This is a genomic window from Neorhizobium petrolearium, assembly GCF_017873175.1.
Classification (GTDB): domain Bacteria; phylum Pseudomonadota; class Alphaproteobacteria; order Rhizobiales; family Rhizobiaceae; genus Neorhizobium; species Neorhizobium petrolearium.
In genome coordinates this window covers 261419-285377 of record NZ_JAGGJW010000003.1, presented here as the reverse complement: position 1 = coordinate 285377, position 23959 = coordinate 261419, and the positions used below count along the sequence as shown (strand labels likewise).

Annotated in this window: 21 protein-coding genes; 11 read left to right on the top strand and 10 right to left on the bottom strand. The window is 60.5% G+C overall.

Annotated features, from left to right (window positions below; translation table 11 throughout):
* Positions 1-7: 7 nt before the first annotated feature.
* Positions 8-415: a LysR substrate-binding domain-containing protein gene (locus tag J2046_RS34120; RefSeq protein ID WP_210050645.1), complete on the bottom strand. Its 408-nt coding sequence runs from the start codon at positions 413-415 to the stop codon at positions 8-10.
* Complete coding sequence (locus J2046_RS34115; RefSeq protein WP_210050644.1) at positions 412-903, bottom strand: LysR family transcriptional regulator; 492 nt, start codon at positions 901-903, stop codon at positions 412-414. The genes J2046_RS34120 and J2046_RS34115 overlap by 4 nt, the downstream gene beginning before the upstream one ends.
* A gap of 207 nt (positions 904-1110) precedes the next feature.
* Here J2046_RS34115 and J2046_RS07560 point away from each other — a divergent pair, with 207 nt between their 5' ends.
* The 9 genes from J2046_RS07560 (at position 1111) to J2046_RS07520 (ending at position 12760) form a co-directional block, all read left to right on the top strand.
* Positions 1111-2085: an ABC transporter permease gene (locus tag J2046_RS07560; protein WP_210050643.1), complete on the top strand. Its 975-nt coding sequence runs from the start codon at positions 1111-1113 to the stop codon at positions 2083-2085.
* The gene (locus J2046_RS07555) at positions 2082-2984 is read left to right on the top strand and encodes an ABC transporter permease (protein ID WP_210050642.1); all 903 of its coding nucleotides are present in this window, start codon (positions 2082-2084) and stop codon (positions 2982-2984) included. Before J2046_RS07560 ends, J2046_RS07555 begins: the two co-directional genes overlap by 4 nt.
* A gap of 5 nt (positions 2985-2989) precedes the next feature.
* On the top strand, positions 2990-3961 hold the full coding sequence (locus tag J2046_RS07550) for an ABC transporter ATP-binding protein (RefSeq protein ID WP_210050641.1): 972 nt from the start codon (positions 2990-2992) through the stop codon (positions 3959-3961).
* Positions 3958-4995 carry an ABC transporter ATP-binding protein gene (locus tag J2046_RS07545; protein WP_233469609.1) on the top strand — a complete coding sequence of 346 codons (1038 nt, stop codon included), beginning with the start codon at positions 3958-3960 and terminating at the stop codon, positions 4993-4995. The genes J2046_RS07550 and J2046_RS07545 overlap by 4 nt, the downstream gene beginning before the upstream one ends.
* Before the next feature lie 32 nt (positions 4996-5027).
* Complete coding sequence (locus J2046_RS07540) at positions 5028-6602, top strand: ABC transporter substrate-binding protein (RefSeq protein WP_210050640.1); 1575 nt, start codon at positions 5028-5030, stop codon at positions 6600-6602.
* 120 nt (positions 6603-6722) lie between these two features.
* On the top strand, positions 6723-8627 hold the full coding sequence (locus J2046_RS07535) for a CocE/NonD family hydrolase (protein WP_233469608.1): 1905 nt from the start codon (positions 6723-6725) through the stop codon (positions 8625-8627).
* Between the two features lie 2 nt (positions 8628-8629).
* Positions 8630-9793: a CapA family protein gene (locus tag J2046_RS07530; RefSeq protein ID WP_210050639.1), complete on the top strand. Its 1164-nt coding sequence runs from the start codon at positions 8630-8632 to the stop codon at positions 9791-9793.
* A gap of 265 nt (positions 9794-10058) precedes the next feature.
* On the top strand, positions 10059-10814 hold the full coding sequence (locus J2046_RS07525) for a helix-turn-helix domain-containing protein (RefSeq protein WP_210050638.1): 756 nt from the start codon (positions 10059-10061) through the stop codon (positions 10812-10814).
* A gap of 23 nt (positions 10815-10837) precedes the next feature.
* Entirely contained in the window at positions 10838-12760 is a 1923-nt protein-coding gene (locus tag J2046_RS07520; RefSeq protein ID WP_210050637.1) for a hybrid sensor histidine kinase/response regulator, read from the top strand.
* Positions 12761-12833: 73 nt separating this feature from the next.
* Here the strand turns inward: J2046_RS07520 and ccoS are convergent, their stop codons facing one another.
* Genes ccoS through ccoG form a run of 4 tightly spaced genes read right to left on the bottom strand, consistent with a single transcriptional unit; the run spans position 12834 to position 17372 of the window.
* Positions 12834-12980 (bottom strand): cbb3-type cytochrome oxidase assembly protein CcoS, encoded by a 147-nt coding sequence (gene ccoS, locus J2046_RS07515; RefSeq protein WP_210050636.1) that lies wholly within the window; start codon positions 12978-12980, stop codon positions 12834-12836.
* Positions 12977-15265: a cation-translocating P-type ATPase gene (locus J2046_RS07510; protein WP_210050635.1), complete on the bottom strand. Its 2289-nt coding sequence runs from the start codon at positions 15263-15265 to the stop codon at positions 12977-12979. The genes ccoS and J2046_RS07510 overlap by 4 nt, the downstream gene beginning before the upstream one ends.
* Positions 15265-15771: a FixH family protein gene (locus J2046_RS07505; protein ID WP_210050633.1), complete on the bottom strand. Its 507-nt coding sequence runs from the start codon at positions 15769-15771 to the stop codon at positions 15265-15267. The genes J2046_RS07510 and J2046_RS07505 overlap by 1 nt, the downstream gene beginning before the upstream one ends.
* Positions 15768-17372, bottom strand: coding sequence for a cytochrome c oxidase accessory protein CcoG (gene ccoG, locus J2046_RS07500; protein WP_210050632.1), 1605 nt, complete (start codon positions 17370-17372; stop codon positions 15768-15770). The genes J2046_RS07505 and ccoG overlap by 4 nt, the downstream gene beginning before the upstream one ends.
* 248 nt (positions 17373-17620) lie before the next feature.
* On the opposite strand from ccoG, the gene J2046_RS07495 reads away from it, so the two are divergent.
* The gene (locus J2046_RS07495; RefSeq protein WP_210050630.1) at positions 17621-19039 is read left to right on the top strand and encodes an alanine/glycine:cation symporter family protein; all 1419 of its coding nucleotides are present in this window, start codon (positions 17621-17623) and stop codon (positions 19037-19039) included.
* 79 nt (positions 19040-19118) lie between these two features.
* Here the strand turns inward: J2046_RS07495 and ccoP are convergent, their stop codons facing one another.
* Genes ccoP through ccoN form a run of 4 tightly spaced genes read right to left on the bottom strand, consistent with a single transcriptional unit; the run spans position 19119 to position 22509 of the window.
* Positions 19119-19982: a cytochrome-c oxidase, cbb3-type subunit III gene (ccoP, locus tag J2046_RS07490; RefSeq protein WP_210050628.1), complete on the bottom strand. Its 864-nt coding sequence runs from the start codon at positions 19980-19982 to the stop codon at positions 19119-19121.
* Positions 19983-19985: 3 nt separating this feature from the next.
* Positions 19986-20138, bottom strand: a complete 153-nt coding sequence (locus J2046_RS07485) for a cbb3-type cytochrome c oxidase subunit 3 (RefSeq protein WP_210050626.1) — start codon at positions 20136-20138, stop codon at positions 19986-19988.
* A gap of 10 nt (positions 20139-20148) precedes the next feature.
* Entirely contained in the window at positions 20149-20880 is a 732-nt protein-coding gene (gene ccoO, locus J2046_RS07480) for a cytochrome-c oxidase, cbb3-type subunit II (protein WP_210050624.1), read from the bottom strand.
* A gap of 9 nt (positions 20881-20889) precedes the next feature.
* Positions 20890-22509: a cytochrome-c oxidase, cbb3-type subunit I gene (gene ccoN, locus J2046_RS07475; protein WP_210050623.1), complete on the bottom strand. Its 1620-nt coding sequence runs from the start codon at positions 22507-22509 to the stop codon at positions 20890-20892.
* Between the two features lie 345 nt (positions 22510-22854).
* Here ccoN and J2046_RS07470 point away from each other — a divergent pair, with 345 nt between their 5' ends.
* Entirely contained in the window at positions 22855-23958 is a 1104-nt protein-coding gene (locus J2046_RS07470) for an NADH:flavin oxidoreductase/NADH oxidase (RefSeq protein WP_210050622.1), read from the top strand.
* The last annotated feature ends 1 nt before the right edge of the window (position 23959 follow it).

Sequence of the window (23959 nt, the reverse complement as noted above, 5' to 3'; positions counted from 1 at the left end):
GAGATATTCAAGGCGCCGTTTCGGTTGCATTTGTCTTGATGATGTTGATGAAGGCCTCGGCGGTCCATGACAGCGGCGCCCCTGGCATGGTGATGATGCCGTAATCGGAGACTTTGTCGGGCAGGAAAGGCCGCATGGCGATCGCGTCGCTGCGGAAGAAGTTGGCGATGAGAGAGGGCACGATCGCGATGCCGAGCCCTTGTGCGGCGCAGGCGCAGGCGGTTTCGACCGAATGGACCTCCAGGCTGCAGCGATAGGTCGGCACCATCCGGCGCAGCTCATGCTCCAGCTCATTGCGGTTGACGCGCTGCCGGCCGAGCAGGATCAGGTCGTTGCGGGCGAGGTCGTTGACGTCGATCGTCTGCTTGGCTGCGAGCGGATGGCCGGCCGGCATGACACAGGTCGTGCCGCTCACAAAGGCGGCCGGGCATCGAACGAATGCTCCTCCGGCGGCAAGCGGACGAAGCCAAGGTCGGCGACCCGGTTGCGGACCATCCGTTCGATTGCGTCATAAGGCCCGCTCAGGATCTCCACGGTTACACGTGGATGGTCGGATTTGAAGCGGGCGACGATGGGCGGCAGCATGGTGGTCGACAGGCTGTGCGGGAAGGCGACGCGCACGAGCGCCTCGCCGAAGGCGCCGGTCCGGACGTCGCCGATCTTGATCCTCAGCCGCGCGACGCTCTGGGCGACGTCATCCACTTCACCGACAAGGAGATGCGCCTCGGGCCGCGGAATGAGCCGGCCTTTGTCGCGCAGGAAAAGTTCCCGCCCGATCTGCTCTTCAAGCGAAGCGAGCTGGCGGCTGATTGCCGACTGCGACAGGCCAAGCTGAGCGGCTGCCGCCATGGTCGAGCCGGTATCCATGATTGTCTTGAAGATTTCGAGCTGCTTGAAGTTCATGGCGCGATCTTAGAGGTAACGCTGCAACGAAGACAAGCGAAGAGCGAAACAGGTTTCCGCGCACAAAATGCATAGGTTCATGCATTCCAATCATAATATTGCGCATCTTTCGCGCGCCGTTATCGTCATTTTCAACAAATAGAACAGGGGAACATTCTCCATGAAAATTCTCTGTCCCGCCGGGATGGATCAGCGGGAGCGCATGTCATGACGGTCTTTGTCATCCGTCGCTTCCTGCAGAGTATCGCCGTCCTGCTCGTAACGGCCATTATCGTCTTCATCGGCATTTATGCGATCGGTGATCCGATCGAGATGCTGATTTCGCCGGATGCGAGCCCCGCCGAACGCGCGCAGGTCATCACATCGCTCGGCCTCGACAAGCCGCTCTGGCAGCAATTCCTGACCTTTGCCTGGAATGCGTTGCACGGCGACCTGGGCCGTTCCTTCGTCTTCAACCGTCCCTCGATCAGCCTGATCTTCGAACGCCTGCCGGCAACACTGGAGCTGACGCTGACCGGCCTCGTTTTCGCGCTGGTCCTTGGCATTCCGCTCGGCCTTCTCTCCGGTCTGAAGCCGAATAGCGCCACCGATGAAGCGATCATGACCGGCTCGATCTTCGGCTTCTCGCTGCCAAGTTTCTGGCAGGGCATGATGCTGATCATGATCTTTTCCGTTTGGCTCGGCTGGCTGCCGTCCACCGGACGCGGCCAGATGGGAGAATTCCTCGGCATCCGATCCAGCCTCTTCACGCTGGATGGTCTCGCTCATCTCATATTGCCGGCGATCAACCTGTCGCTCTTCAAACTCTCGCTGGTGATCCGCCTGACCCGCACCGGCGTTCGTGAAACCATGCCGCTTGATTTCGTCAAATTCGCCCGGGCCAAGGGCCTGTCCGAAAAGCGTATCGTCTTCGTCCACGTCTTCAAGAACATCCTGGTTCCGCTGATCACGGTGGTCGGCCTCGAACTCGGCAGCATGCTGGCCTTTGCGGTCGTGACCGAAACGATCTTCGCCTGGCCAGGCATCGGAAAGCTGCTGATCGACTCGATCATGCGGCTCGATCGGCCGGTCGTGGTTGCCTACCTGCTGGTCATTGTCAGCCTCTTCATTTTCATCAACTTCGTGGTCGACGTCCTCTATTCGCTGGTCGATCCGCGCGTCCGGCTGGGAGATGCCCAATGAATGCGCGCGTTTCTTCATTCCGTGACGATACTCTGTTCGGCCGGCTCGTCATGGGCATTGCCGAGAGCCCCAAAGCTGTTATTGCCGCGATTGTCTGCATCATCCTGCTCTTCGCCGCGATCGTCGGCCCCTATCTGACTCCCCAGGACCCCTTCGACCTCGCGGTCCTCGACATTCTCGATTCCAAGCTGCCGCCGGGCTCGGAAAGCATGGATGGTCTTATTTATCGGCTCGGCACCGACGGCCAGGGTCGCGACATGTTCTCGGCGATGATCTATGGTCTGCGGACCAGCCTCGGCGTCGGGGTGTTCTCCGGCCTCGTCGCGTTGGTGGTGGGCACGGTGCTCGGCCTGATCGCCGCCTATTTCGGCGGCCGCATTGATGCGCTGATCATGCGCATCGTCGACCTGATGCTCGGTTTCCCGACCATCCTTGTCGCGCTGATGCTGCTGGCTCTGCTGGGGCAGGGACTCTGGAAGGTCATCTTCGCACTGATCCTCGTGCAATGGGCGACCTTCGCCCGCGCCGTCAGGAGTGCGGCACTGGTCGAGAAGAACAAGGACTATGTCGAGGCGGCGGTAACGCTTGGAATTTCGACGCCGCGCATCCTGATCGGCCATCTCCTGCCGAACTGTCTTCCACCGCTGATCGTCATCGGCACGCTGCAGGTCGCGCATGCCATCTCGGCGGAGGCGACGCTCTCCTTCCTCGGCATCGGTCTGCCGATCACCGAACCCTCGCTCGGCCTGCTGATCGCCAACGGCTATCAGCTTCTGATGTCCGGCGAATACTGGATCAGCGTCTATCCCGGCTTATTGCTGCTCGTGCTCGTTTTCTCGATCAACATCGTCGGCGACCGCCTCCGCGAGGTGCTGAACCCGAGACTGGGCGAAAGGTGAGCACGATGACCCCGATTCTCGAAGTCAAGAACCTTTCCACTCATTTCATGACCCGTCGCGGCGTGCTGAAGGCCATCGATGACGTGAGCTTCGCGGTTGGCCAGAAGGAAATCGTCGGTTTGGTCGGCGAATCCGGCTCCGGCAAGTCGATCACCGGCTTTTCGATCCTCGGCCTCGTCGATCCGCCCGGCCGCGTCGTTTCCGGGCAGATCCTGTTCAAAGGCGAGGATTTGTTGAAGCTGTCGCCAGCCGCCATGCGGACGATCCGGGGTAAACGCATCGCGATGATCTTCCAGGATCCGATGATGACACTGAACCCGGTGCTTTCGATCGGCACCCAGATGATCGAGACAGTATTGGCCCATGGCAAGGTCTCGCGCGCCGAGGCCTGGGCCCGTTCGCGCGATGCACTTGGCCTTGTGGGCATTCCCTCGCCGGAGGAGCGGCTCGATGCCTATCCGCACCAGTTCTCTGGCGGCATGCGCCAGCGCGTGGCGATTGCCATTGCGCTCCTGCACCGGCCGGATCTGATCATTGCGGATGAACCGACGACGGCGCTCGACGTGACGATCCAGTCGCAGATACTCTTCGAGATCAAGCGGCTAGCTGCCGAATTCGGCATGGCGCTGATCTGGATCAGCCATGACCTCGGCGTCGTCGCCGCACTCGCGGACCGGATCATGGTCATGTATGCGGGCAAGATCGTCGAGGCTGGCCAGGTGGACGGCGTGCTGACCGAGCCGCGTCATCCATATACGTCCGGGCTGCTCAGCGCGGTTCCGGCTGCCGTTCCGCGCGGCGAGCCGCTTCGTCCGATCCCCGGTTTCGCGCCGTCGCCTTTGTCGCGCCCTTCCGGCTGCGCCTTCCGTGATCGCTGCGCCCGGGCCACCGATGTCTGCGCCACCGAACCGATGCCGGAAATCGCCGCCGGCCGCGAGTTCCGCTGTTTCCACCCTCACCTCTGGAGCGTCGCATGACGACCCCGCTCGTGGAAGCCGTAGACGTCAGCCGGCGGTTTTCCCGCAAGCTCGACTATGCGGAAAAGATCGCCAATCTCTTCGGGGCGGGCCTCGAGGAAAAGACCGTACATGCGGTCGACGAAGTCAATCTCGCGGTCTATCCGGGCGAGGTGGTCGGCCTTGTCGGCGAATCGGGCTGCGGGAAATCGACGCTCGGCCGGGTGATGGCCGGCATCATGCCAGCGAGCGGCGGCGAGGTACGCTGGAAGGGCCGGCCGCTGACCTCGCTGCAGGGTGACGACAAACGCGCCATGCGGCTTTCCGCCCAGATGATCTTCCAGGATCCGATGTCGACGCTCAATCCGAGGAAGCGGGTGATCGACCTGATCGGTGAGGCGCCACGGGTACACGGCATCGTCAAGGGCCGGGAGGTTCGTGATTATGTCGCGTCGCTCGCCGAGCGCGTCGGCCTCGACGCTTCCTATCTCGATCGTTATCCGCATCAATTCTCCGGTGGCCAGCGGCAGCGCATCGGCATCGCCCGGGCGCTGGCGGTGAAACCCAAACTGCTGGTCTGCGACGAATCCGTCGCAGCCCTCGATGTCTCCATCCAGGCGCAGATCCTCAACCTCTTCATGGACCTGAAGCGGGAATTCGGCCTGACCTACCTCTTTATCAGCCACGATCTTGGCGTGGTGAAGCATATCTGCGACCGGGTGGTCGTCATGTATCTCGGCCGCGTCGTGGAAAGCGCCACGCCCGACGAACTTTTTGATGATCCCAAACATCCCTACACCCAGGCCCTCATTCGCGAGCTGCCGACGGTTGCCGACCGCCACCGCATTTTCACGCCGATCAAGGGGGAAATCCCGTCACCGCTTCATCCGCCGCCGGGATGCCATTTCCACCCCCGCTGCCCGAAGGCGTTCGACCGCTGCCGTGTGGAGCGGCCGGTCCTGAAACAGAATGCGGTCGGTCATGTCAGCGCCTGCCACCTGAACGATCTGGCTGCGATTGAAACGAAGAATGCAACGGCCGAACCGGCCATCTAAACCGGCTATCTAAAAAGGAAGGGAACAGACTTATGAAACCGATGAAATTCCTGCTGGCGGGGGTTGCTGCCACCGTCATCGCACTGAGCTCGGCTCAGGCCGCCGACCTGGTACTCGGCAGCGCCACCGAACCGTCGGCGATCGACCCGCAGTTCTCACGCACCGGCAACAATCAGAACATTGCCATGCAGATCTTTGATCGTCTTGTACAAACGGACGCGGCGATCAACGTCGAGCCGGCGCTGGCGGTCTCCTGGACAAACCTCGATCCTCTCACCTGGCATGTGACGCTGCGCGAAGGCGTCAAGTTCCATGACGGCAACCCGCTGACGGCCGAGGACGTGATCTTCTCGCTGACCCGCGCCAAGGACATTCCGAACAGCCCGGCGCCGTTTTCCGGCAACGTGGCCTCGATCGACAGCATGAAGGCACTGGACAATCTGACGATCGAGTTCAAGACCAAGAAGCCGACACCGGACTTCATGGAACAGATCGGTTTCGTCTACATCGTCGAGAAGAAGGTCGCGGAGGGGGCTTCCATCGAGGACTTCAACAGCGGCGAGGCAGCAATCGGCACGGGCGCCTACAGGTTCAAGTCTTGGACGCCAGGCGACAACCTGGTCCTGACCCGCAATGACGATTTCTGGGGCGAGAAACAGGATTTTGACAATGTCACGATCAAGTTCATCTCGAACGACGCGTCGCGTGTCGCGGCACTTCGCTCCGGCGCGGTCGACCTGATCGACGCCGTGCCGCCGGGCGATGTGAAGACAATTGAAGGTATTTCCGGCCTCAAGGTCTTTTCGATTGCCTCTGCCCGCATGATCTACCTTGCGCTTGACAGCGCCCGCGACAAAAGTCCCTTCATCACCGACAAGGATGGCAAACCGCTCGACACGAACCCGCTGAAGGACGTGAAGGTCCGCACCGCGCTCTCTGAACTGATCAACCGTCAGTTGATCATCGACCGCATCCTGGACGGCTCTGCCGAACCGGCAGGCCAGCTCGTGCCTACCGGCGTCGCGGGCAATGATCCCTCGATTGCCGCACCGGCATTCAATGCCGACAATGCGAAGAAGCTGCTGGCGGAAGCGGGCTACAAGGACGGTTTCGGCGTCACCATCCATACTTCGAATGACCGCTTCCCCGGCGATGCGGAGGTCGCTCAGGCGCTCGGACAGATGTTCGCCCGTGGCGGGCTCAAAGTGAATGGTGTCGTGGCGCAGCCCTACAATGTCTACACCAAGGGTGCCTCAGCAGGCGAATTTTCGGCCTTCATCTTCTCGCTCGGCAACTCGACGCCGACATCTGCAACGGGACTGCGCAACCTGCTGATGACGGCGAACAAGGAAGCCGGCACCGGCTCGTTCAATCGCGTCAAATACAGCAATCCGGCCTTCGATGAGATGATGCGCACGGCAACTGCCGAGTTCGATGCGAAGAAACGCGTGGAATTGCTGCAGAAGGCGACCAAGGCCGTCTTTGCCGATGTCCCGGTCATTCCGCTCTACTGGCAAAAGGTCCACTGGGCCGGCAAGGCGAATCTTTCCTACATTGCCAACATGACGGAAGACACGAGCGCGACGCTCGCGGGGCTCGCCGAGTAAGCCGCAGTGCAAGAGATAAGCCGTCGTGCTGGTTCTCTCGGCACGCGGCATCCCCGGGCCGGCGTCGGGATGTGGCGAGCCGGTTCGGGTCTTTTCCTGGCAATTTTTGAGGATACGGACATGGATACCCTGACGGCATCGCGCCGCGAGGTGATAGCCGACGACGTGGTCGTCGAACGCGATGTGATGGTGACGATGCGAGACGGTATCAGGCTTGCAACCGACATCTACCAGCCGGCCAAGGACGGCAAAGTGATCGAGGCCCGGCTGCCGGCGATCCTGGAACGCACCCCTTACGGTAAGACGGAACGCTCCCGATCCGAGATCGAAGTGGGCATGTCCACGCCGATGAAGCGCCACGAGGTTGCCTCCTATTTCGTCCGCGCCGGTTACACCGTTGTTTATCAGGATTGCCGCGGTCGCTATAATTCCGAAGGCGAATTCAGCAAATACATCTCCGAAGCCGCTGATGGTTACGATACCGCCCGCTGGTTGGTCGAGCAGCCTTGGTCGAACGGCCGGTTCGGCACGATGGGGCTTTCCTATGCGGCGCATACGCAAGCCGCGCTCGCCTGCCTTAACCCGCCTGGCCTTGCCTGTATGGTGATGGATTCAGGCGGCTTTTCGAATGCTTATCAGTGCGGCATCCGCCAGGGCGGCGCCTTCGAACTCAAGCAGGCGACATGGGCCTATAATCAGGCGATCGGCGAGGGTGATGAGTTGGCTCGTGCCGCCATCGAAGCAGAAGATATCAAGGCCTGGTTCAGCGTCATGCCCTGGAGCGAAGGCGTTTCACCGGTCCGCTGGATGCCGGAATATGAAAGCTATCTGCTTGACCAATGGCGCAGCGGCACGTTCGATGAGAGTTGGCGCCGCGTTGGCCTCTATATGGAAGGCTTCTACGATACCTTCCCCGAGGTGCCGATTGTTCTGATGTCGAGCTGGTATGACGCTTATGTCAGATCGACGCTCGACAATTTTCGCGGCCTTTCCAGCAAGAAGAGCAGGCCGCTTCAACTCATCATGGGGCCGTGGCTGCACGGCAACCGCAACACGACCTTCGCTGGTGACACCTCCTTCGGTGCGGCCGCGTCGCTTGGAGGAAATGTGGTCGAAAGCTGGCTTGCTTTCCGCCGCAATTGGTTCGACCGATGGCTGAAGGGTGAGGAAAACGGCGTGTCGCAGGAACCGGCAGTGCGCACCTTCGTCATGGGCGGCGGCTCGGGTATCCGCAACGAGGACGGTCATCTGGATCACGGAGGCCGCTGGATCGAAGCGGCCGACTGGCCCCTGCCGGGAACGGAATATCGCAATTTCTACATTCACCAGAATGGCTCGCTTTCTACCGACGAGCCGAAAGCCGATATCGAGCCTTTCGTCTACGACTACGACCCGAAGAATCCCGTGCCGACCATCGGTGGTTCTCTGACCAGCGGCCAGCCGATCTTTGAGGGTGGCGGCTTTGACCAGCGCGAAGGCGAGAAGTTCTACGGCTCGAAGCACCCAGGACTGCCTCTTTCTGCCCGGGCAGACGTGCTCTCCTTCGAGACCGAGATACTGGCAGAGGACGTCGCCGTCGTCGGCCCGATCATCGTCGAGCTATACGTTTCCTCGGATGCGCCGGACACGGATTTCACCGCGAAACTTGTCGACGTTTATCCACCGAGCGAGGACTATCCGACCGGTTATGCGCTCAACATTACCGACGGGATTATCCGCTGCCGCTACCGAAAATCCTGGGAAAAACCAGAGGCGATCGTCGCGGGCGAGGTTTTCAAGGTGACGATAGAGCCTTTCGCGACGGCCAATCTTTTCGCCAAGGGGCATCACATCCGGCTCGACATTTCCTCGTCCAATTTCCCGAAATACGACGTCAACCCGAATACCTACGCCCCGGAAGGCCGGGGGCGCACAACGCAGATCGCTCGCAATTCCGTATTTTGTGACGCCGCGCGGCCATCGGCGATCCGCTTGCCGATCGTCCGCGGTGAAGCGATGATGGCGCTGAAACCCTTCGCGAATTAGCCATGTCGATTATCATTGCCGTCACCGGCCAAATCCTCATCCACAGCCCGCTCGATCTCACGGGCGAGGGGCATCGCAAGGTCAGGGACTTCCTGAAGGCGGACGCCACCTTTGCCAATCTGGAGGCGACGGTCGAGATGTCAGGCGCCTGGCCGACCAAGACGAAGACATTGCATCTCGCGTCGCCGGACGCGCTCACTTCCGTGCGGGAACTTGGCTTTCATGCGTTGACGCATGCCAACAACCACGCCTTCGATCTCGGCCCGCCGGGCATCGCCGCGACGCGGGCTATGGCGGAGCAGGCTGGGCTGGAACTCGCCGGCAGCGGAGTGAATATCGACGAGGCCGCCGCACCGGCCATCGTGCCTAAGCAAGGGAAGTCGCTGGCGATCTTCTCCGTCGATCTCGGCCCGCAGCCGGATATCAATTATGCATCGGCCGATCGCGCCGGCATCGCGCCGCTTCGGATGAAACGCACCGTCAGGGTGCCACCGACGGAGTTTGAAACGCTACGGCAGATCGTCGGCGCCCTTGGGGACGACAAGCGCGCCGCCGCCCGCGCCGCGGTCGGTTATGAAACCTGGAGAGATACGGACCTCGAAGTTTTCGGCACGTCTGTGGTTTCGGGCCAGGCGATCGCCGCTCACTGGTTGGCCGACGAAGACGATATGCAGCGGCTTGTTTCAGGCATGAACACCGCCAAGGCTGCCGGGCATCTCGTTGCGGTGGCGATCCACGGCCATCACTGGGATTCGGATTGGAAGAAGCCGCCGGACTGGTTCACCGATATCTGCCGGGGCCTGATCGAAGACGGTGCAGACGTGATCCTCGGCTCGGGCGCGCCTGTCATGCAGCCGGTCACTTTCCATCGCGGCAAGGCGATCATCCCCGGCCTCGGCAATTTCGTCTTTCACACCCGACGCTCCGCAACCTATGACGAAAGGGGCGTCGACGTCTGGCGCAGCGCCGCGATCCGGTTGACCTTGGCGGATGACGGCACCTGCGAAGAGCTCGCCCTGCTTCCCGTTGCCGGCGGCAGGCCAGCGGCACGGGGATTGCCGGCAGGTCCTGTCCCGTTGCAGGGGAGGGATGCAGCTGAAATCCGTGATCTCGCCTTTGCGGGCCTCTCGACGGCAGATTGTCAACGTGTGCTGATCCCCGATTAGCGACGGCGTTGCGTCAGGAAAGAGTGCTCCGTTTCACGGAAGCTCCGCCCTTCTGGGTTGCAATGCGCAGTGCGTCGAATTGCGGGCCGCTGCCCGGCAGGGTTATCTGCCGAAGCACATTGCCGGCCACGTGTGATCCGCTGGCACGTTTTGTAGACCCGTTTGTTACAGACTGTTACCAAATCGAACCATTTTTCACACGCCTTGCATCCGCGTGTTACTTGAAAAGGTCAAATCCTCCGTAGAAAGAACGGAGGCGAAAACAGTGTTTCTCAGCAGCTATGCGAATGCTCACCAGGTGGCGAAGGCAGCTCTCTTCAAGGAGGCCGAAAGCCTGCATGGGCTCTTTTCCAGGCAGCCGATCGAACATCTGGCGGTAGGCCAGTCGCTTTTCTTCGAAGGTGACGAGGCGAAACACGTTTTCGAAGTTGTCGAAGGCACGCTCCGGATCTTTCGGATTCTGTCGGACGGCCGACGGGTCATCACAGGCTTCCTCTACGCGGGTGACATTGTCGGTGTTTCCCTGAAGGAACGGTATCTCTACAGCGCCGAAGCAATCACTCCGACCAAAATTCGTCGGATTGCCCGCAAAACTTTCGATGAGGCAGTCGCGGATTCGGATGACCTGCGCCCCGAGGTTTTCTCTCGTGTCTGTGACGAGATGGCTGCGGTTCAGGATCAATTGGTGCTTCTGTCGAGCAAGACGGCCGAAGAAAGGCTTTGCACGTTTCTCCTCAAGCACCTGCAGCGCACAATAGCCGCAGGCAATCGCGATACTACTCTCGAACTGCCGATGACGCGCCAGGACATGGCCGACTATCTGGGTCTCACGATCGAGACGGTGTCCCGCACCATCACCAAGCTCATCGGCAAGGGGGTCGTCAATGTCGTGAATCCCGCTGCCCGTCATTTCATCAAGATCGAAAAGCCCGGAATGCTTGCCCAGCTTGCCGGCGATGACAGCGAATGTCCGGAAATGCTTCGTGACCTGATGGTTCAAGGGGATCGCCGGCGCCACTGACGAGCATCATTCACGGATCCACCATGAGCGGGAATACGGCCATCGTCGCGACCACTGAGAATCTCCTTAACGCTGTTGCGAATGTGCTCGATGACGCAAATCTGATCGTCCATGGTTTGGATGGTGTCATCAGCCGATGGACAGGCGGCTGCGAGCAGCTTTATGGCTGGCAGAGGAGCGAAGCGATCGGCAAGGTGGTCTACGACTTGCTCGCAGCACAATTTCCACTTCCGCTCGATGAAATCCGCCGGCATATCCAAACCCACCATGTATGGGAGGGAGAGGTCGTTCATCACCATAAGGACGGTCATCCAATATTCGCGGCAACCCGATGGGTGGCTGTCAATTCGTCGCGCGATGGTGCTGCGATCATCATCCAGACGAACAACGACATCACGGATATGAAAAAGGTCCAGAACGATCTTGCCGGACGGGAGGCGCATCTGCGGTCGATCCTGGATACGGTTCCTGAGGCGATGGTCGTCATTGACGAAACCGGTATCATCACGTCTTTCAGCGCCGCAGCGGAGCGGCTGTTCGGATATTCCTCTGAGGAGGTTGTCGGGCGCTCCGTTAACCTGCTGATGCCAGCGTCAGCCAAAGAGGTGCACGACAACTATCTTGCCCGGTATATTCGGACAGGCGAGCGCCGCATCATCGGGTACGGTCGCGTCGTCATAGGACAGCGGAAAGACAGATCTGTGTTTCCCATGGAGCTTGCGGTGGGCGAGGCGATCACCAATGGCAAGCGCATCTTCACCGGCTTCATCCGCGACCTCACCAGCCGCCACAAGATCGAGGAAGAACTGAGGCAATCGCAGAAGATGGAGGCGATCGGCCAGCTCACCGGCGGGCTGGCGCACGACTTCAACAACCTGCTGACCGTCATCAGCGGTAATCTCGAGATGATCGAGAACAAGCTCTCGGATGAAAAGCTGCTGGCTCTGCTGCACGAGGCGCAGGACGCGTCCGAGGACGGCGCCAAGCTGACCGGCCAGCTTCTGGCCTTCGGGCGCCGCCAGCCCCTCAATCCGGAACTGGTGGATGTCGGTGGCCTTGTCTCCGGATTTGCAAATCTCTTGCGGCGGACGCTAGGGGAAACCATCGAACTTCGGACTATCGTGAACGGCACCTCCAACGAGGCGCTCGTCGATGCGTCGCAGTTCCAGAACGCGCTTCTTAACCTTGCCCTCAATGCGCGGGATGCCATGCCGCGCGGCGGCAAGCTGACGATTGACATTTCAAGGGTCAAGCTGGACGTCGATTATGCCCAGATGTATCCGCATATGCGCACCGGCGACTATGTGCTGATCTCGGTGACGGACACAGGCACGGGCATGACGCCGGAGGTGAAGGAAAAGGCCTTCGAACCGTTCTTCACCACCAAGGGTGTCGGTTCCGGAACCGGCCTTGGCCTTTCCATGGTCTATGGTTTCGCCAAGCAGTCCGGCGGCAATATCCAGCTCTACAGTGAGCCGGGGCAGGGCACCAGTGTCAGGATTTTCCTGCCGGCAACGCAAAGAGCAAACGCAGGCGTGGGGTTGCCGGATGACGGTTCCCGTAAGATCGCCGAAATCCCCGGTGGAACGGAGAAGATCCTCGTCGTTGAGGACGATCCCAGAGTGCGTCGTGTGGCGGTCTCGCGTTTGACGGACTTCGGCTATAGCATCATCGAAGCCTCGAATGGCGTGGAAGCGCTCGACCGGCTCGCCCAGAACGAGGACATCGCGCTGCTGTTTACCGACATCGTCATGCCGGGCGGCATGACAGGCGACGAACTGGCGGCGGAGGTCCGTGCGTGGCGGCCGAATATCAGGGTGCTGTTCACGTCGGGTTATGCCGAGCCGGCAATCGCCGGACGCGAACTTGCCCAATCGGGAAGCTGGCTCAAGAAACCCTACACGGCGCGGGAGCTTGCAGTGCGGCTCCGGGAACTTCTGGACTAAGCCTAATCACCAGATTTAGGGTTTCAGGCCCCTTGAACGCTGAGGATAACTCGGCGCCGGTGAGGTGACAGGCTCATTCAGGGGGGTCCTCTTCAAGAATCCGCCAGGCTGCTCCATCGAGATCCTCGTATTGACCGCTCTTCAGCGACCAGAGGAAAGCGAGAAGCCCCAGACCTCCGAGAAAGAGCGCAATGGGAATGAGATAGATCAGCATGTTCATGCGAGCCGAGCCTCCCCGGGATGTGCCGGATTGATTTCAGCTCCGGCAGACGCCGTCTTTTGCGCGTTGCCAAGCCGGTTAAGTCGCAGTGCATTGGCGACGACGATGATGGACGAAGTCGACATGGCGATTGCAGCGATGAGCGGCGTCGCATATCCGGCAAGCGCGATCGGCACAGCAATCATGTTGTAACCGATGGCAAGCGCAAAGTTCTGGCGGATCAGCCGGCCTGCGCGCCGCGAGATGTCGATCGCCAGCGGCACCGCATCAAGACTCTCGTGCATGAAGACGAAGTCGGCCGTCTGCCGTCCGATATCTGCGGCCGTTGCCGGTGCGATGGAGACATGCGCCGCCGCCAGGGCCGGCGCGTCGTTGATGCCGTCGCCGACCATGAGCACCTTGTGTCCCTTTTCCGTCAGCGAACGGCAGAATTCCGCCTTGTCCTTCGGAGTAAGCTCCCCCCGCCAATGATCCACGCCGAGGCGCGATGCCAGGCTGCGGACGGCGCTCGTACGATCACCCGAGAGAATACCACTCGCCAGGCCTTGAGCCGAAAGATCGTCGACGACGGCCCGGGCATCGGGTCGTAGCTCGTCTTCGAAACGGAAGCAGGCGAGTTCTTCTCCATTATGCGACAGCACGACTTCGAGTGTCGAATCCGCCGAAGGGTCGAAACTTGCTGTCTCGCAGGCGAAACGGCGATTACCCAATCGGTAGATTCCATTGACCGTGCGGGCTTCCAACCCTTTGCCCGGCAGCTCGACAACCTCGTCAAAAACCGGCATGGGGCCGGAGGCGATATCATAGAGTGCCCTGGAGAGAGGGTGGCGCGAATGCGCCGCAAGGCTGGCGGCCAGTGCCAGATGGTGTGGTGCTGCCTTGCCTGCATCGACCAGTTTCGGCCTGCCGAGGGTAAGTGTGCCGGTCTTGTCGAAGAGTACGGAATCGATCTCGGCCAACCGCTCCATGGCGGAACCGTCCTTGACCATGATACCGTTCTTGAACAGCCGCCCGGCCGCCACGACCTGCACCACAGGTACGGCGAGGCCGAGCGCGCAGGGGCAGGTGATGATGAGTACCGCGATGGCGATCAGTATCGCCTGTTTCCAGTCCCCGCCGATGAAGCCCCAGAAAAGGAAAGCTGCAAGCGCCAGAAGATGAACCGCGGGCGAATAGTATTGCGCGGCACGATCGGCAATGCGGCGATAGCGGGCTCGGCCGCCTTCGGCTGCTTCCATCAGCGCGATGATCTCGGAGAGGAAAGAATCCCTGGCTGCCGCTGTCGCCTTCAGCACGAGCATGCCGGTGAGGCTGAGTGTCCCGGCCTGGACCGTATCGCCCGCCTTGATAGGCCGGGGGGCACTTTCGCCATTGACGATCGAAACATCCATGTCGCTTGCGCCGCTTTCCACGATCCCGTCGACTGGAACGCGTTCACCCACGGCAATCGCAATGCGGTCGCCCGGTGCGATCTCCTCGATTGCCCGATATTCCCGTGAACCGTCCGTGCTGATGACCATGGCGCCGCGCGGCGAGAGCCTTGCAAGTCCGCTGATCGCGGCGCGCGCCCGGTCGCGCATGATGTGGTCCAGCGTACGGCCGATCAGCAGGAAGAAGAGCAGCGATACCGTAGCGTCGAACCAGGCGTGTTCTCCATGATGCATCGTTTCCCAGAGGGATACCGCGTAGGAAAGCGTGATGGCGAGCGCGATCGGCACATCCATGTTGGTGCGGCCTCGCCGGAGCGCCTGCCAGGCCGACTGATAGAAGAAGCGGCCGCCATAGATCAGTGCGGGTGCTGCGATCATGGCCGAGATCCAGTGAAAGAGATCGCGGGTGGCGGCATCGGCACCGGACCAGACGGAGACGGAGAGCAGCATGATATTGGCCGCGGCAAAACCAGAGACGGCAACGGCACGAATGAATTCGCGCTGCAGCCTGCCGCCCGTATCCTCAACATTCGAGAAGAGGTGGGCGTCATAGCCTGTCGCATCGATGATGGCCCTGACAAGCGTGACCGGGTCCGTGAGCTCGGCTCCGACCTTCTCTCTCCAGACAACGGATACGCGCTTCGTGGAAAGATTGACGCGGGCGCGCTCGACTGCCGGAAGCGCCTTCAGCGCCCTTTCGATTGTCGTTATGCAGGTGCCGCAATGGACCTGCGGCACGCTGAGATCGGTCTGACGCAGCCCGGCCCCCACAGCCCGGCTCGACAGCACAAGCTCGTCCGAGGAGGGCAGAGAACGCCCGAGTGAACCTTCGGTGCCTGGTGCGCAGCAACTCATTATTGCCCCCGGAGAACAGCAATGCGCTCGGCCTGATGCAGGATGCGCTTGCCGTCCCTGAAGGCGCTGGCATCGACGATCCACTGGCCGGGAAGAAGTTCATGCGTGGCGGTGAAAACTCCCTTGGTCCCAGGCGCAAGATCGAGCTCGAAGTCCTGGTGCTCCCCGACCGGTCGCTTGAACTGCAGTATCAGGCTATCTGCCGCGACCGGTCCGTCCTTCGGATGGAAAACCTCATAACGAAGGTCGGAGCCGGCGACATTCAGTTTACCGGTAACACCGGTCGCTGAGAGCGCGCGCGCCTCGGCAGCCTTGCCGTTGAACTGTTGGCTGGCGACATAGGTGTTTTGAGCTACCAATCCGCTCCAACTCGTGATGGCATTATACGCCATGTAGAAATTCACCGAGATGATGGTGCCGAAGAAGAGCACCATGACGCCCGCCATATGCCACCCGGTGAAAATGAAGGATTTTTGATGGTTCGTGTTCACGCGCGTTGTGCTCATTTCCTTCCTCCCGAGTGTCTGCCTTCAGGAGCGTTGAAGACTGCTCCGTGATCGTCCTTTTCGTGGCTGGACCGATCTTCGGCTATGAAGTGAAAATCCTTGGCCTCGTCGGAGATCGCATCCTTTGGAAGCGTCACGAAGACCTTGAGGGCCAATGCCTTGTCCGGTTCGGCCTGCACGGCAAAGAGGCGGCCGGGCACGTCGGAGACCCCCGTGATCTTCATGGTTGCCTCCGGCAGCCCATCCATCGAGATCAGGATCGTGCGCGGCTCGGGAATCATGTTGAGCAGTCTGACCGTATAGCCGTTACGGATCGAACCATCGGATTCCAGCACGAACTGCGGATTGCGGTCATGAAGGACATTGATCTCCAGTCGATCGCGTGAAAGGAGCGCGTAGATGAGACCAAGGCCGACCGCAGTCCATACGCCGAAATAAAGAAGGGTCCGCGGGCGGAGGATGATCTTCCAGTCGAAATGACGGACCTTGTCGACAAAGGATCCGTCCGGGTTGCGCACGCGAGCCGGGTCGATGGTCGTTGCGCCGCCATTCGTAGCGAGAGCCATGTTCGCGTCATATTCATTGAGGGTCGCATAGGCGATCAGGCCCCGCGGCTTGCCGATCTTGTCCATCACGCCGTCACAAGCATCGATACAGAGCGCACAGGTGATACAGGCAAGCTGCTGGCCGTCGCGGATGTCGATGCCCATGGGACAGACGGCGACACAGGCGTTGCAATCAACGCAATCACCGACCGGGAGGCCCGCGGCTGCGGCTTTCTTGGCCCCGCGGGTGCGCGGTTCGCCGCGCCAGTCGTTGTAGGTCACGACGAGCGAGTTCTCATCGAGCATGGCGGCCTGGATGCGTGGCCAGGGACACATGTAGATGCAGACCTGCTCGCGCATCAACCCGCCGAGGACGTAGGTCGTTGCCGTCAGGATGGCGACGGTGGAATAGGCGACAGGGGCCGCATTGCCCGTGATGAAATCGAAGGCGAGGGAAGGCGCGTCGGCGAAATAGAAAATCCAGGCGCCGCCAGTCGCGACGGCAATGACGATCCAGGTGAAATGCTTCGCGATGCGCTTCCCGATCTTGTCGAAGGTCCATGGCGCCGCATCGAGCTTTATGCGTGCGTTCCGGTCTCCCTCGAAGAAGCGTTCGACGGCGAGAAAGAGATCGACCCAGACCGTCTGGGGACAGGTGTAGCCGCACCAGGCTCGCCCGACGGCGGATGTCACGAGGAACAGGCCGAAACCCGCCATGACCAGGAGGCCTGCGACGAAGAAGAATTCCTGTGGCCAGATTTCGATGAAGAAGAAATAGAACCGGCGAGTGGCAAGGTCAACTAGGACCGCTTGGTCGGGCGCGAACGGGCCACGATCCCACCGGATCCAGGGTGTCAGATAATAGATGCCAAGCGTGACGAGCATCACCAGCCATTTGAAGCGGCGGAACTGTCCCTCGGCTCGCTTGGGGAAAATCTTCTTGCGTTTCTCATAAAGTGGTTCGCCGGCTTTCTTGGGCGGATGCGCCGACTTGACGTCGATGCGTTCAACCATCTGGCCGGCGGGTTCGGAAGAAGGCGCGGTGTAGAGATTCATGAGAAGGATCCTTTGTCCCTTGCCTTCTCGCACTGACGGCCACCAGTCTCCTTGACTTATGTCAACGATGCGCCGCCTCGCCGCAGGCACCGGATGCGACAAAACAGCTTCGCCTTGCCGTCATTGCCGGAATGACGCTCCGACACATAGCTGTCGATTGAACTGCAGCGAGGTGCTTCCCATTTCAGGCGGCCGCCCTACTCTCATTTTTGTTCCAGAGAACTGGAGATGCAGTGAGAGGGGAAGAAATGACTGCTGTAATTGGATTTCTCAACACGATCTTCTGGGGTTATGTCCTTATCTATGGGCTTCTCGCCGTTGGCCTCTATTTCACCATCCGGCTGAAGCTCATCCAGATTCTGCATTTCGGGGAGATGTTCCGGGTTCTGGGAAGGAGCCAGAGCGAAGACAAGGCTGGGATCAGCCCGTTCCAGGCTTTGACCGTCAGCCTCGCCTCGCGGGTCGGCACCGGAAATCTCGCCGGGGTTGCCGTGGCCCTTTACCTTGGGGGACCTGGCGCCACCTTCTGGATGTGGATGGTCGCCCTTGTAGGGATGGCGACAGCCTATTCCGAAAGCGCCCTTGCCCAGCTCTATAAGATCAAGAACGAAGAGGGCATGTATCGCGGCGGGCCGGCCTTCTATATCGCGCGGGGACTAGGGGCTCCCTGGGCCGGGGTGATTTTCTCCATCTGCTTGATCCTGTCCTTCGGCCTGGTCTTTAATGCCGTCCAGGCCAATTCCATTGCAGATGCCATGCTGGGCGCATTCGGCCTGCCGAAGATCGGCGTCGGCATCGGTTTGGCCATTCTTGCGGGTGTCGTGATCTTCGGCGGCATCAAGCAGATCGCCCGCGTCGCCGAAGTCATCGTTCCATTCATGGCAATTGCTTACCTGCTGATGGCAATCTATGTGCTGATCACCCACGCGAACCTCGTTCCGGGCGTTGTCGGCATGATCATTGGCAGCGCTTTCGGTTGGCAGGAGGCAGCAGGCGGTGTTACCGGCGGCATCATGGCCGCGATGATGAACGGGGTTAAACGGGGCCTGTTCTCCAACGAGGCCGGCATGGGGTCAGCCCCCAATATTGCGGCTGTCGCCACCCCCGATCCACACCACCCCTCCTCGCAGGGTTTCGTGCAGGCGCTCGGCGTGTTCATCGACACGATCCTCATCTGCACGGCGACTTCGGTGATGATCCTGCTTTCCGGCACGCTCGTTCCCGGTAGCGGCGTCACCGGCACGCAACTCACCCAGGCCGCGATGAACGCGCATATCGGAGCCTTTGGGACCTATTTCATCGCCATCGCCATCTTCTTCTTCGCTTTCACCTCGATCATCGGCAACTATTCCTATGCCGAGAACGCGCTGACTTTCCTCGGGGCCGGCAACAGGATGGGGCTTGCGATCATGCGGTTGGCGGTCTTGGCAATGGTCATTTGGGGTGCCTATGAAAGTGTCACGACGGTCTTCGATGCGGCAGACGCTTCGATGGGCCTGATGGCAACGATCAACCTTATCGCCATCCTCTTGCTCTCCGGAACCGTGGTGAAGCTCACCCAGGACTATTTCGATCAACGGAAAGCCGGCGCCGTACCGGTTTTCCATGCGGCGGATTATCCGGAACTCAAGGGCAAGATCGACTCTTCGATCTGGACCAGGGATTGACTGAAATAGAAGAAGGCCGCGCCGGTGGTTTCGGCGCGACCTTCTGACAATCTGAATCACCCATGGCGAGGGGCGGAATTTATTCCCCGCCACCCAGCGAGTGGATATAGACGGCGAGCTGCTTGACTGCCGTATCTCCGAGGCGACCGGTCCAGGCCGGCATCACGCCGTGCTTCGGGGAGCGTACCTGGGCGGCGATTTCCGCCTCGGTGCTTGCTTTCAGCCAAATGGCGTCGGCAAGATTGGGGGCGCCCAGTTCGCGGTTGCCCTCCGCGTTTTCACCGTGGCACGAGACGCAGTTGTCGGCGAAGACCTGCTTGCCCGCATCGATGAGCGAAGGATCTTGCGGCGCGCTGGTCAGGCTGATGATATAAGCGGCGACCTGGCGGATTTCCTCGGGTTGCAGCATGTCGGCGAAAACCGGCATTTCGGAGATCCGGGTCTCGGGATCGACAGTGTCGCGGATGCCATGGGAGATTGTCTGGTAGATGGCATTGACATCGCCGCCCCACAACCACTCGTCGTCGTTGAGGTTGGGATAGCCCTGGCCGCCGGCGGCACCGGTGCCGTGGCAAGGTGTGCAGTTGACGCGGAAGGCCGCCGCACCGCCCGCCGTCGCAAACTGCGAGAGCTGCGGATCGGCGAGGATATCTTCAAGCGACGAACTTGAGATTTTTTCCAGAACGACGCCCTGTGCGGCCTTCGCCGCTCCGACGTCTGCGGCCAACTCGGCACGGCTTGAATAGCCGAGTACGCCCTTGGTCGCATCCGTCAGCATCGGCCACGCCGGATAAAGCACGGTATAGACGAGAGCCCAGAGGATCGTTCCGTAAAAGGTCCAGAGCCACCAGCGCGGTAGCGGATTGTTGAGTTCGCGAATACCGTCCCATTCGTGGCCGGTGGTCTCGACGCCGCTCAGGTCATCGATATGTTTGTCCGCCATGTTTCAATCCTCCTTCAGAGGGATCTGGGCAGCCTCGTTCGCAGAGGCTTTTGCACCAGGGCGCAAGGTGAAGACGAGAACGCCGATGAAGAAGAGGGTCATGGCCAGCAGACCCCAGCTATCGGCGAAGTGACGCATGGCCGTGTAGAGTTCCATCTCTTGTCTCCTATCGGTAGCCGGCAGCGTCATCGTAGGTCGAGAAGTCGACCAAGGTACCGAGCATCTGCAGATAGGCGACGAGCGCATCCATCTCCGTCAGGTTGGCGGGGTCGCCGTCGAAGTCCCCAACTTTGGCCTTCGGATAGCGGGCAAGCAGTGCCGAAGTGTCGGCATTCGGGTCGGCCTGCGCCGACAGATCCGCCTTCGCGTTCTCGATCATCTCATCCGTATAGGGAACGCCGACCGTGCGATTGGCCTTGAGTTCCATGGAGACGTCGGTCACCTTCAGTGGGATCTGCTTGAGGAAGGCATAGCTCGGCATCACCGATTCCGGGACCACGTCGCGCGGTTCGGTCAGGTGCTGCACGTGCCATTCGTTGGAGTAGCGGTCGCCGACGCGGGCAAGGTCCGGACCGGTGCGCTTCGAGCCCCACTGGAACGGGTGATCGTACATCGATTCCGCTGCCAGGCTGTAATGGCCATAACGTTCGACCTCGTCCCGGAAGGGGCGGATCATCTGGCTGTGACAGACGTAGCAGCCCTCGCGGATATAGATGTCGCGACCGGCTAGCTCCAGTGGCGAGTAGGGCCGCATGCCTTCCACCTTTTCGATGGTGTTCTCCAGGTAGAAGAGCGGAGCGATTTCCACGATGCCGCCGACTGATACGACGAGCAGCGAGCCAACGAGCAGCAATGTCGCATTGCGCTCGATGAACTTGTGTTTATCGATAATGGACATGGGTCCTCCTTATTCCGCCGGCTGGAGGGCGGGTGCCGCACCGGTTTCCCGTTCGCGCCGCTCGTAACCGAGGATGGTCATGGTGATGTTGAAGGCCATGATGAGCCCGCCGGCGAGATACATGACACCTCCTACGGCACGCAGCACGTAGTAGGGGAACATGGCCGCCACCGTTTCGGCGAACGAATAGACCAGGAAGCCCTGATCGTCGTATTCGCGCCACATCAGACCCTGCTGCACACCGGCGACCCACATGACGGCGGCGTAGACGACGATGCCGAGCGTGGCGAGCCAGAAATGCCAGTTGACGAGGTCGAGGCTGTAAAGCCGGTTACGGTTCCAGAGCTTCGGTGTAAGGTAATAGACTGCACCGAAGGTGATCATGCCGACCCAGCCAAGCGCGCCGGAATGCACGTGTCCGATCGTCCAGTCCGTGTAGTGGCTGAGCGAGTTGACGGCCTTGACCGACATCATCGGGCCTTCGAAGGTCGACATGCCGTAGAAGGCAATGGCGATGACCATCATGCGGATGATCGGGTCGGTGCGGATCTTGTCCCAGGCGCCCGAGAGTGTCATCAGGCCGTTGATCATGCCGCCCCAGGAGGGCATCCACAGCATGATCGAGAACACCATGCCGAGCGTCTGTGCCCAGTCGGGAAGCGCGGTGTAGTGCAGGTGGTGCGGACCGGCCCAGATATACATGAAGATCAGAGCCCAGAAGTGGATGATCGACAGACGGTAGGAATAGACAGGGCGTCCAGCCTGTTTCGGCACGAAATAGTACATCATGCCGAGGAAGCCGGCGGTCAGGAAGAAGCCGACGGCGTTATGGCCGTACCACCACTGTGTCAGTGCATCCTGGACACCCGAAAAGGCCGAATAGCTTTTGACGCCGAGGAAGGAAACCGGAATAGCCAGGTTGTTCACCACGTGCAGCATGGCGATGGTGACGATGAAGGCGAGATAGAACCAGTTTGCTACATAGATATGCGGCTCCTTGCGCATGAGAATCGTGCCAAGGAAAACCACCAGATAAGCGACCCAGACGATCGTCAGCCAAAGGTCGACATACCATTCAGGCTCCGCATATTCGCGGCTCTGGGTGATCCCGAGCAGATAGCCGGTCGCCGCCATGACGATGAAGAGCTGATAGCCCCAGAAGACGAACCAGGCTAGGTCACCGCCGAAGAGCCGGGCGCGCGACGTGCGTTGCACCACATAAAAAGAGGTTGCGATCAGCGCATTGCCGCCGAAGGCGAAGATGACCGCCGAGGTATGCAGCGGGCGCATGCGGCCGAAATTGAACCAGGGTTCGATATTGAGATCCGGAAAGGCAAGCTGCAGAGCGATGACGACGCCGACCAGAAAGCCGACAACGCCCCAGAAGACTGTAGCAATGGTGCCGTATTTGATGACTTCGTCGAAATATTCGGATTTTATCGCTGCAGCCGGTGCCTGTCCTGCCGAAGCAAACGAAATCCGGCGGAGCATGAGGATCGTGCTGACGAGCAGCACGAAGAACAGGACCCACATGTGGGCGGCAAACAGACTATCATAGGCATAGGCTGCTCCAAGCAGGGCAAGGAACGTGCCTATCGCCAACCAGATGGTTTCTGAGACGTGATTCATGGTCTTTGGCCTCGCAACGCGGGAGCGCGGTGCTGGTTGATGGATTGCTGACCATGATCTGCTGACATATGGCAAACAGAGACGCTTTGATTTGCATCAACGGCATGGCCGTCGACGTGCAGTCGGATCGTCCGGCACGCGGTCCGCTTGCATGCCGAAAGGCGATTCGACAGCGTTGCGGCACCTGCTGTCTTTCAAGAAACGGTGTAAGGGCGGCGGCCGGGCACGCCTCCCTTCAGTGTGACTTGAAGCGGCAGGCATGATTTGCCAAAAAAAGCTGGAACCGATCTCCGGCGCAAACCTCCTCCCACCTCGAGTGCCATCGATCGCACAAAGGAATCAGCCATGGCCCAGCCCGTTCTCTTCACGCCCTTCCGCGTCCGCAACCTCGAACTCGAAAATCGCATCGTTATCGCGCCCATGTGCCAGTATTCGGCAGAAGACGGCTGCATGACCGACTGGCATCTGATCCATCTCGGTCAGCTTGCATTGTCGGGTGCAGCGCTGTTGACGATCGAGGCGACCGGCGTCGTGCCGGAAGGCCGTATTACCTATGCGGATGTCGGGCTTTACGACGATGCGACCGAGGCCGCGATGGCCCGGGTACTCGAAGGCATCCGCAAATGGTCGGACATGCCGATTTCGGTCCAGCTTGCCCATGCCGGCCGCAAGGCTTCGACCGATCGCCCCTGGTCCGGCGGCGGCCAGATCGCTCCGGATCATCCGAATGGCTGGCAGACCGAGTCGGCTTCGGAGATCCCGTTCAACCCGAAATACGTTCCGCCGGTCGCTCTCGACAAACAAGGGCTGAAGCGTGTGCGCGACGCCTTTGCGGCTTCCGCCGTGCGCGCGACCCGGATCGGTCTTGATGCGATCCAGATCCATGCCGCGCATGGCTACCTGCTCCACCAGTTCCTGTCGCCGCTGTCCAATCAGCGGACCGACGAATACGGCGGTTCCCTCGAAAATCGCGCCCGTTTCCCGCTTGAAGTCTTTGATGCGGTGCGTCAGGCATTCCCATCCGACAAGGCGGTGACGGTGCGTGTTTCCGCAACCGACTGGGTCGAGGGCGGTCTCGACATCGACCAGACCGTCGCTTTTGCCCAGATGCTGGATGAGAGGGGTTGCGATGCGATCCACGTATCGAGCGGCGGTCTGCATCCCGACCAGAAGATCCCGCTTGGCCCCAGCTACCAGGTTCCATTGGCTCGTGCCGTTAAGGCCGCGGTCAAAATGCCGGTCGTCGCCGTCGGTCTGATCACCGAGCCCGTGCAGGCAGAGGCGATCGTTGCGACAGGCGATGCCGACATCGTCGCGCTGGCGCGTGCCGTGCTCTACGATCCGCGCTGGCCCTGGCATGCGGCAGCGGAACTCGGCGCTCAGGTCAAGCCCGCGCCGCAATATCTCCGCTGCCAGCCATCCCAGTTCAGGAACTTGTTCAAGGCCTGAT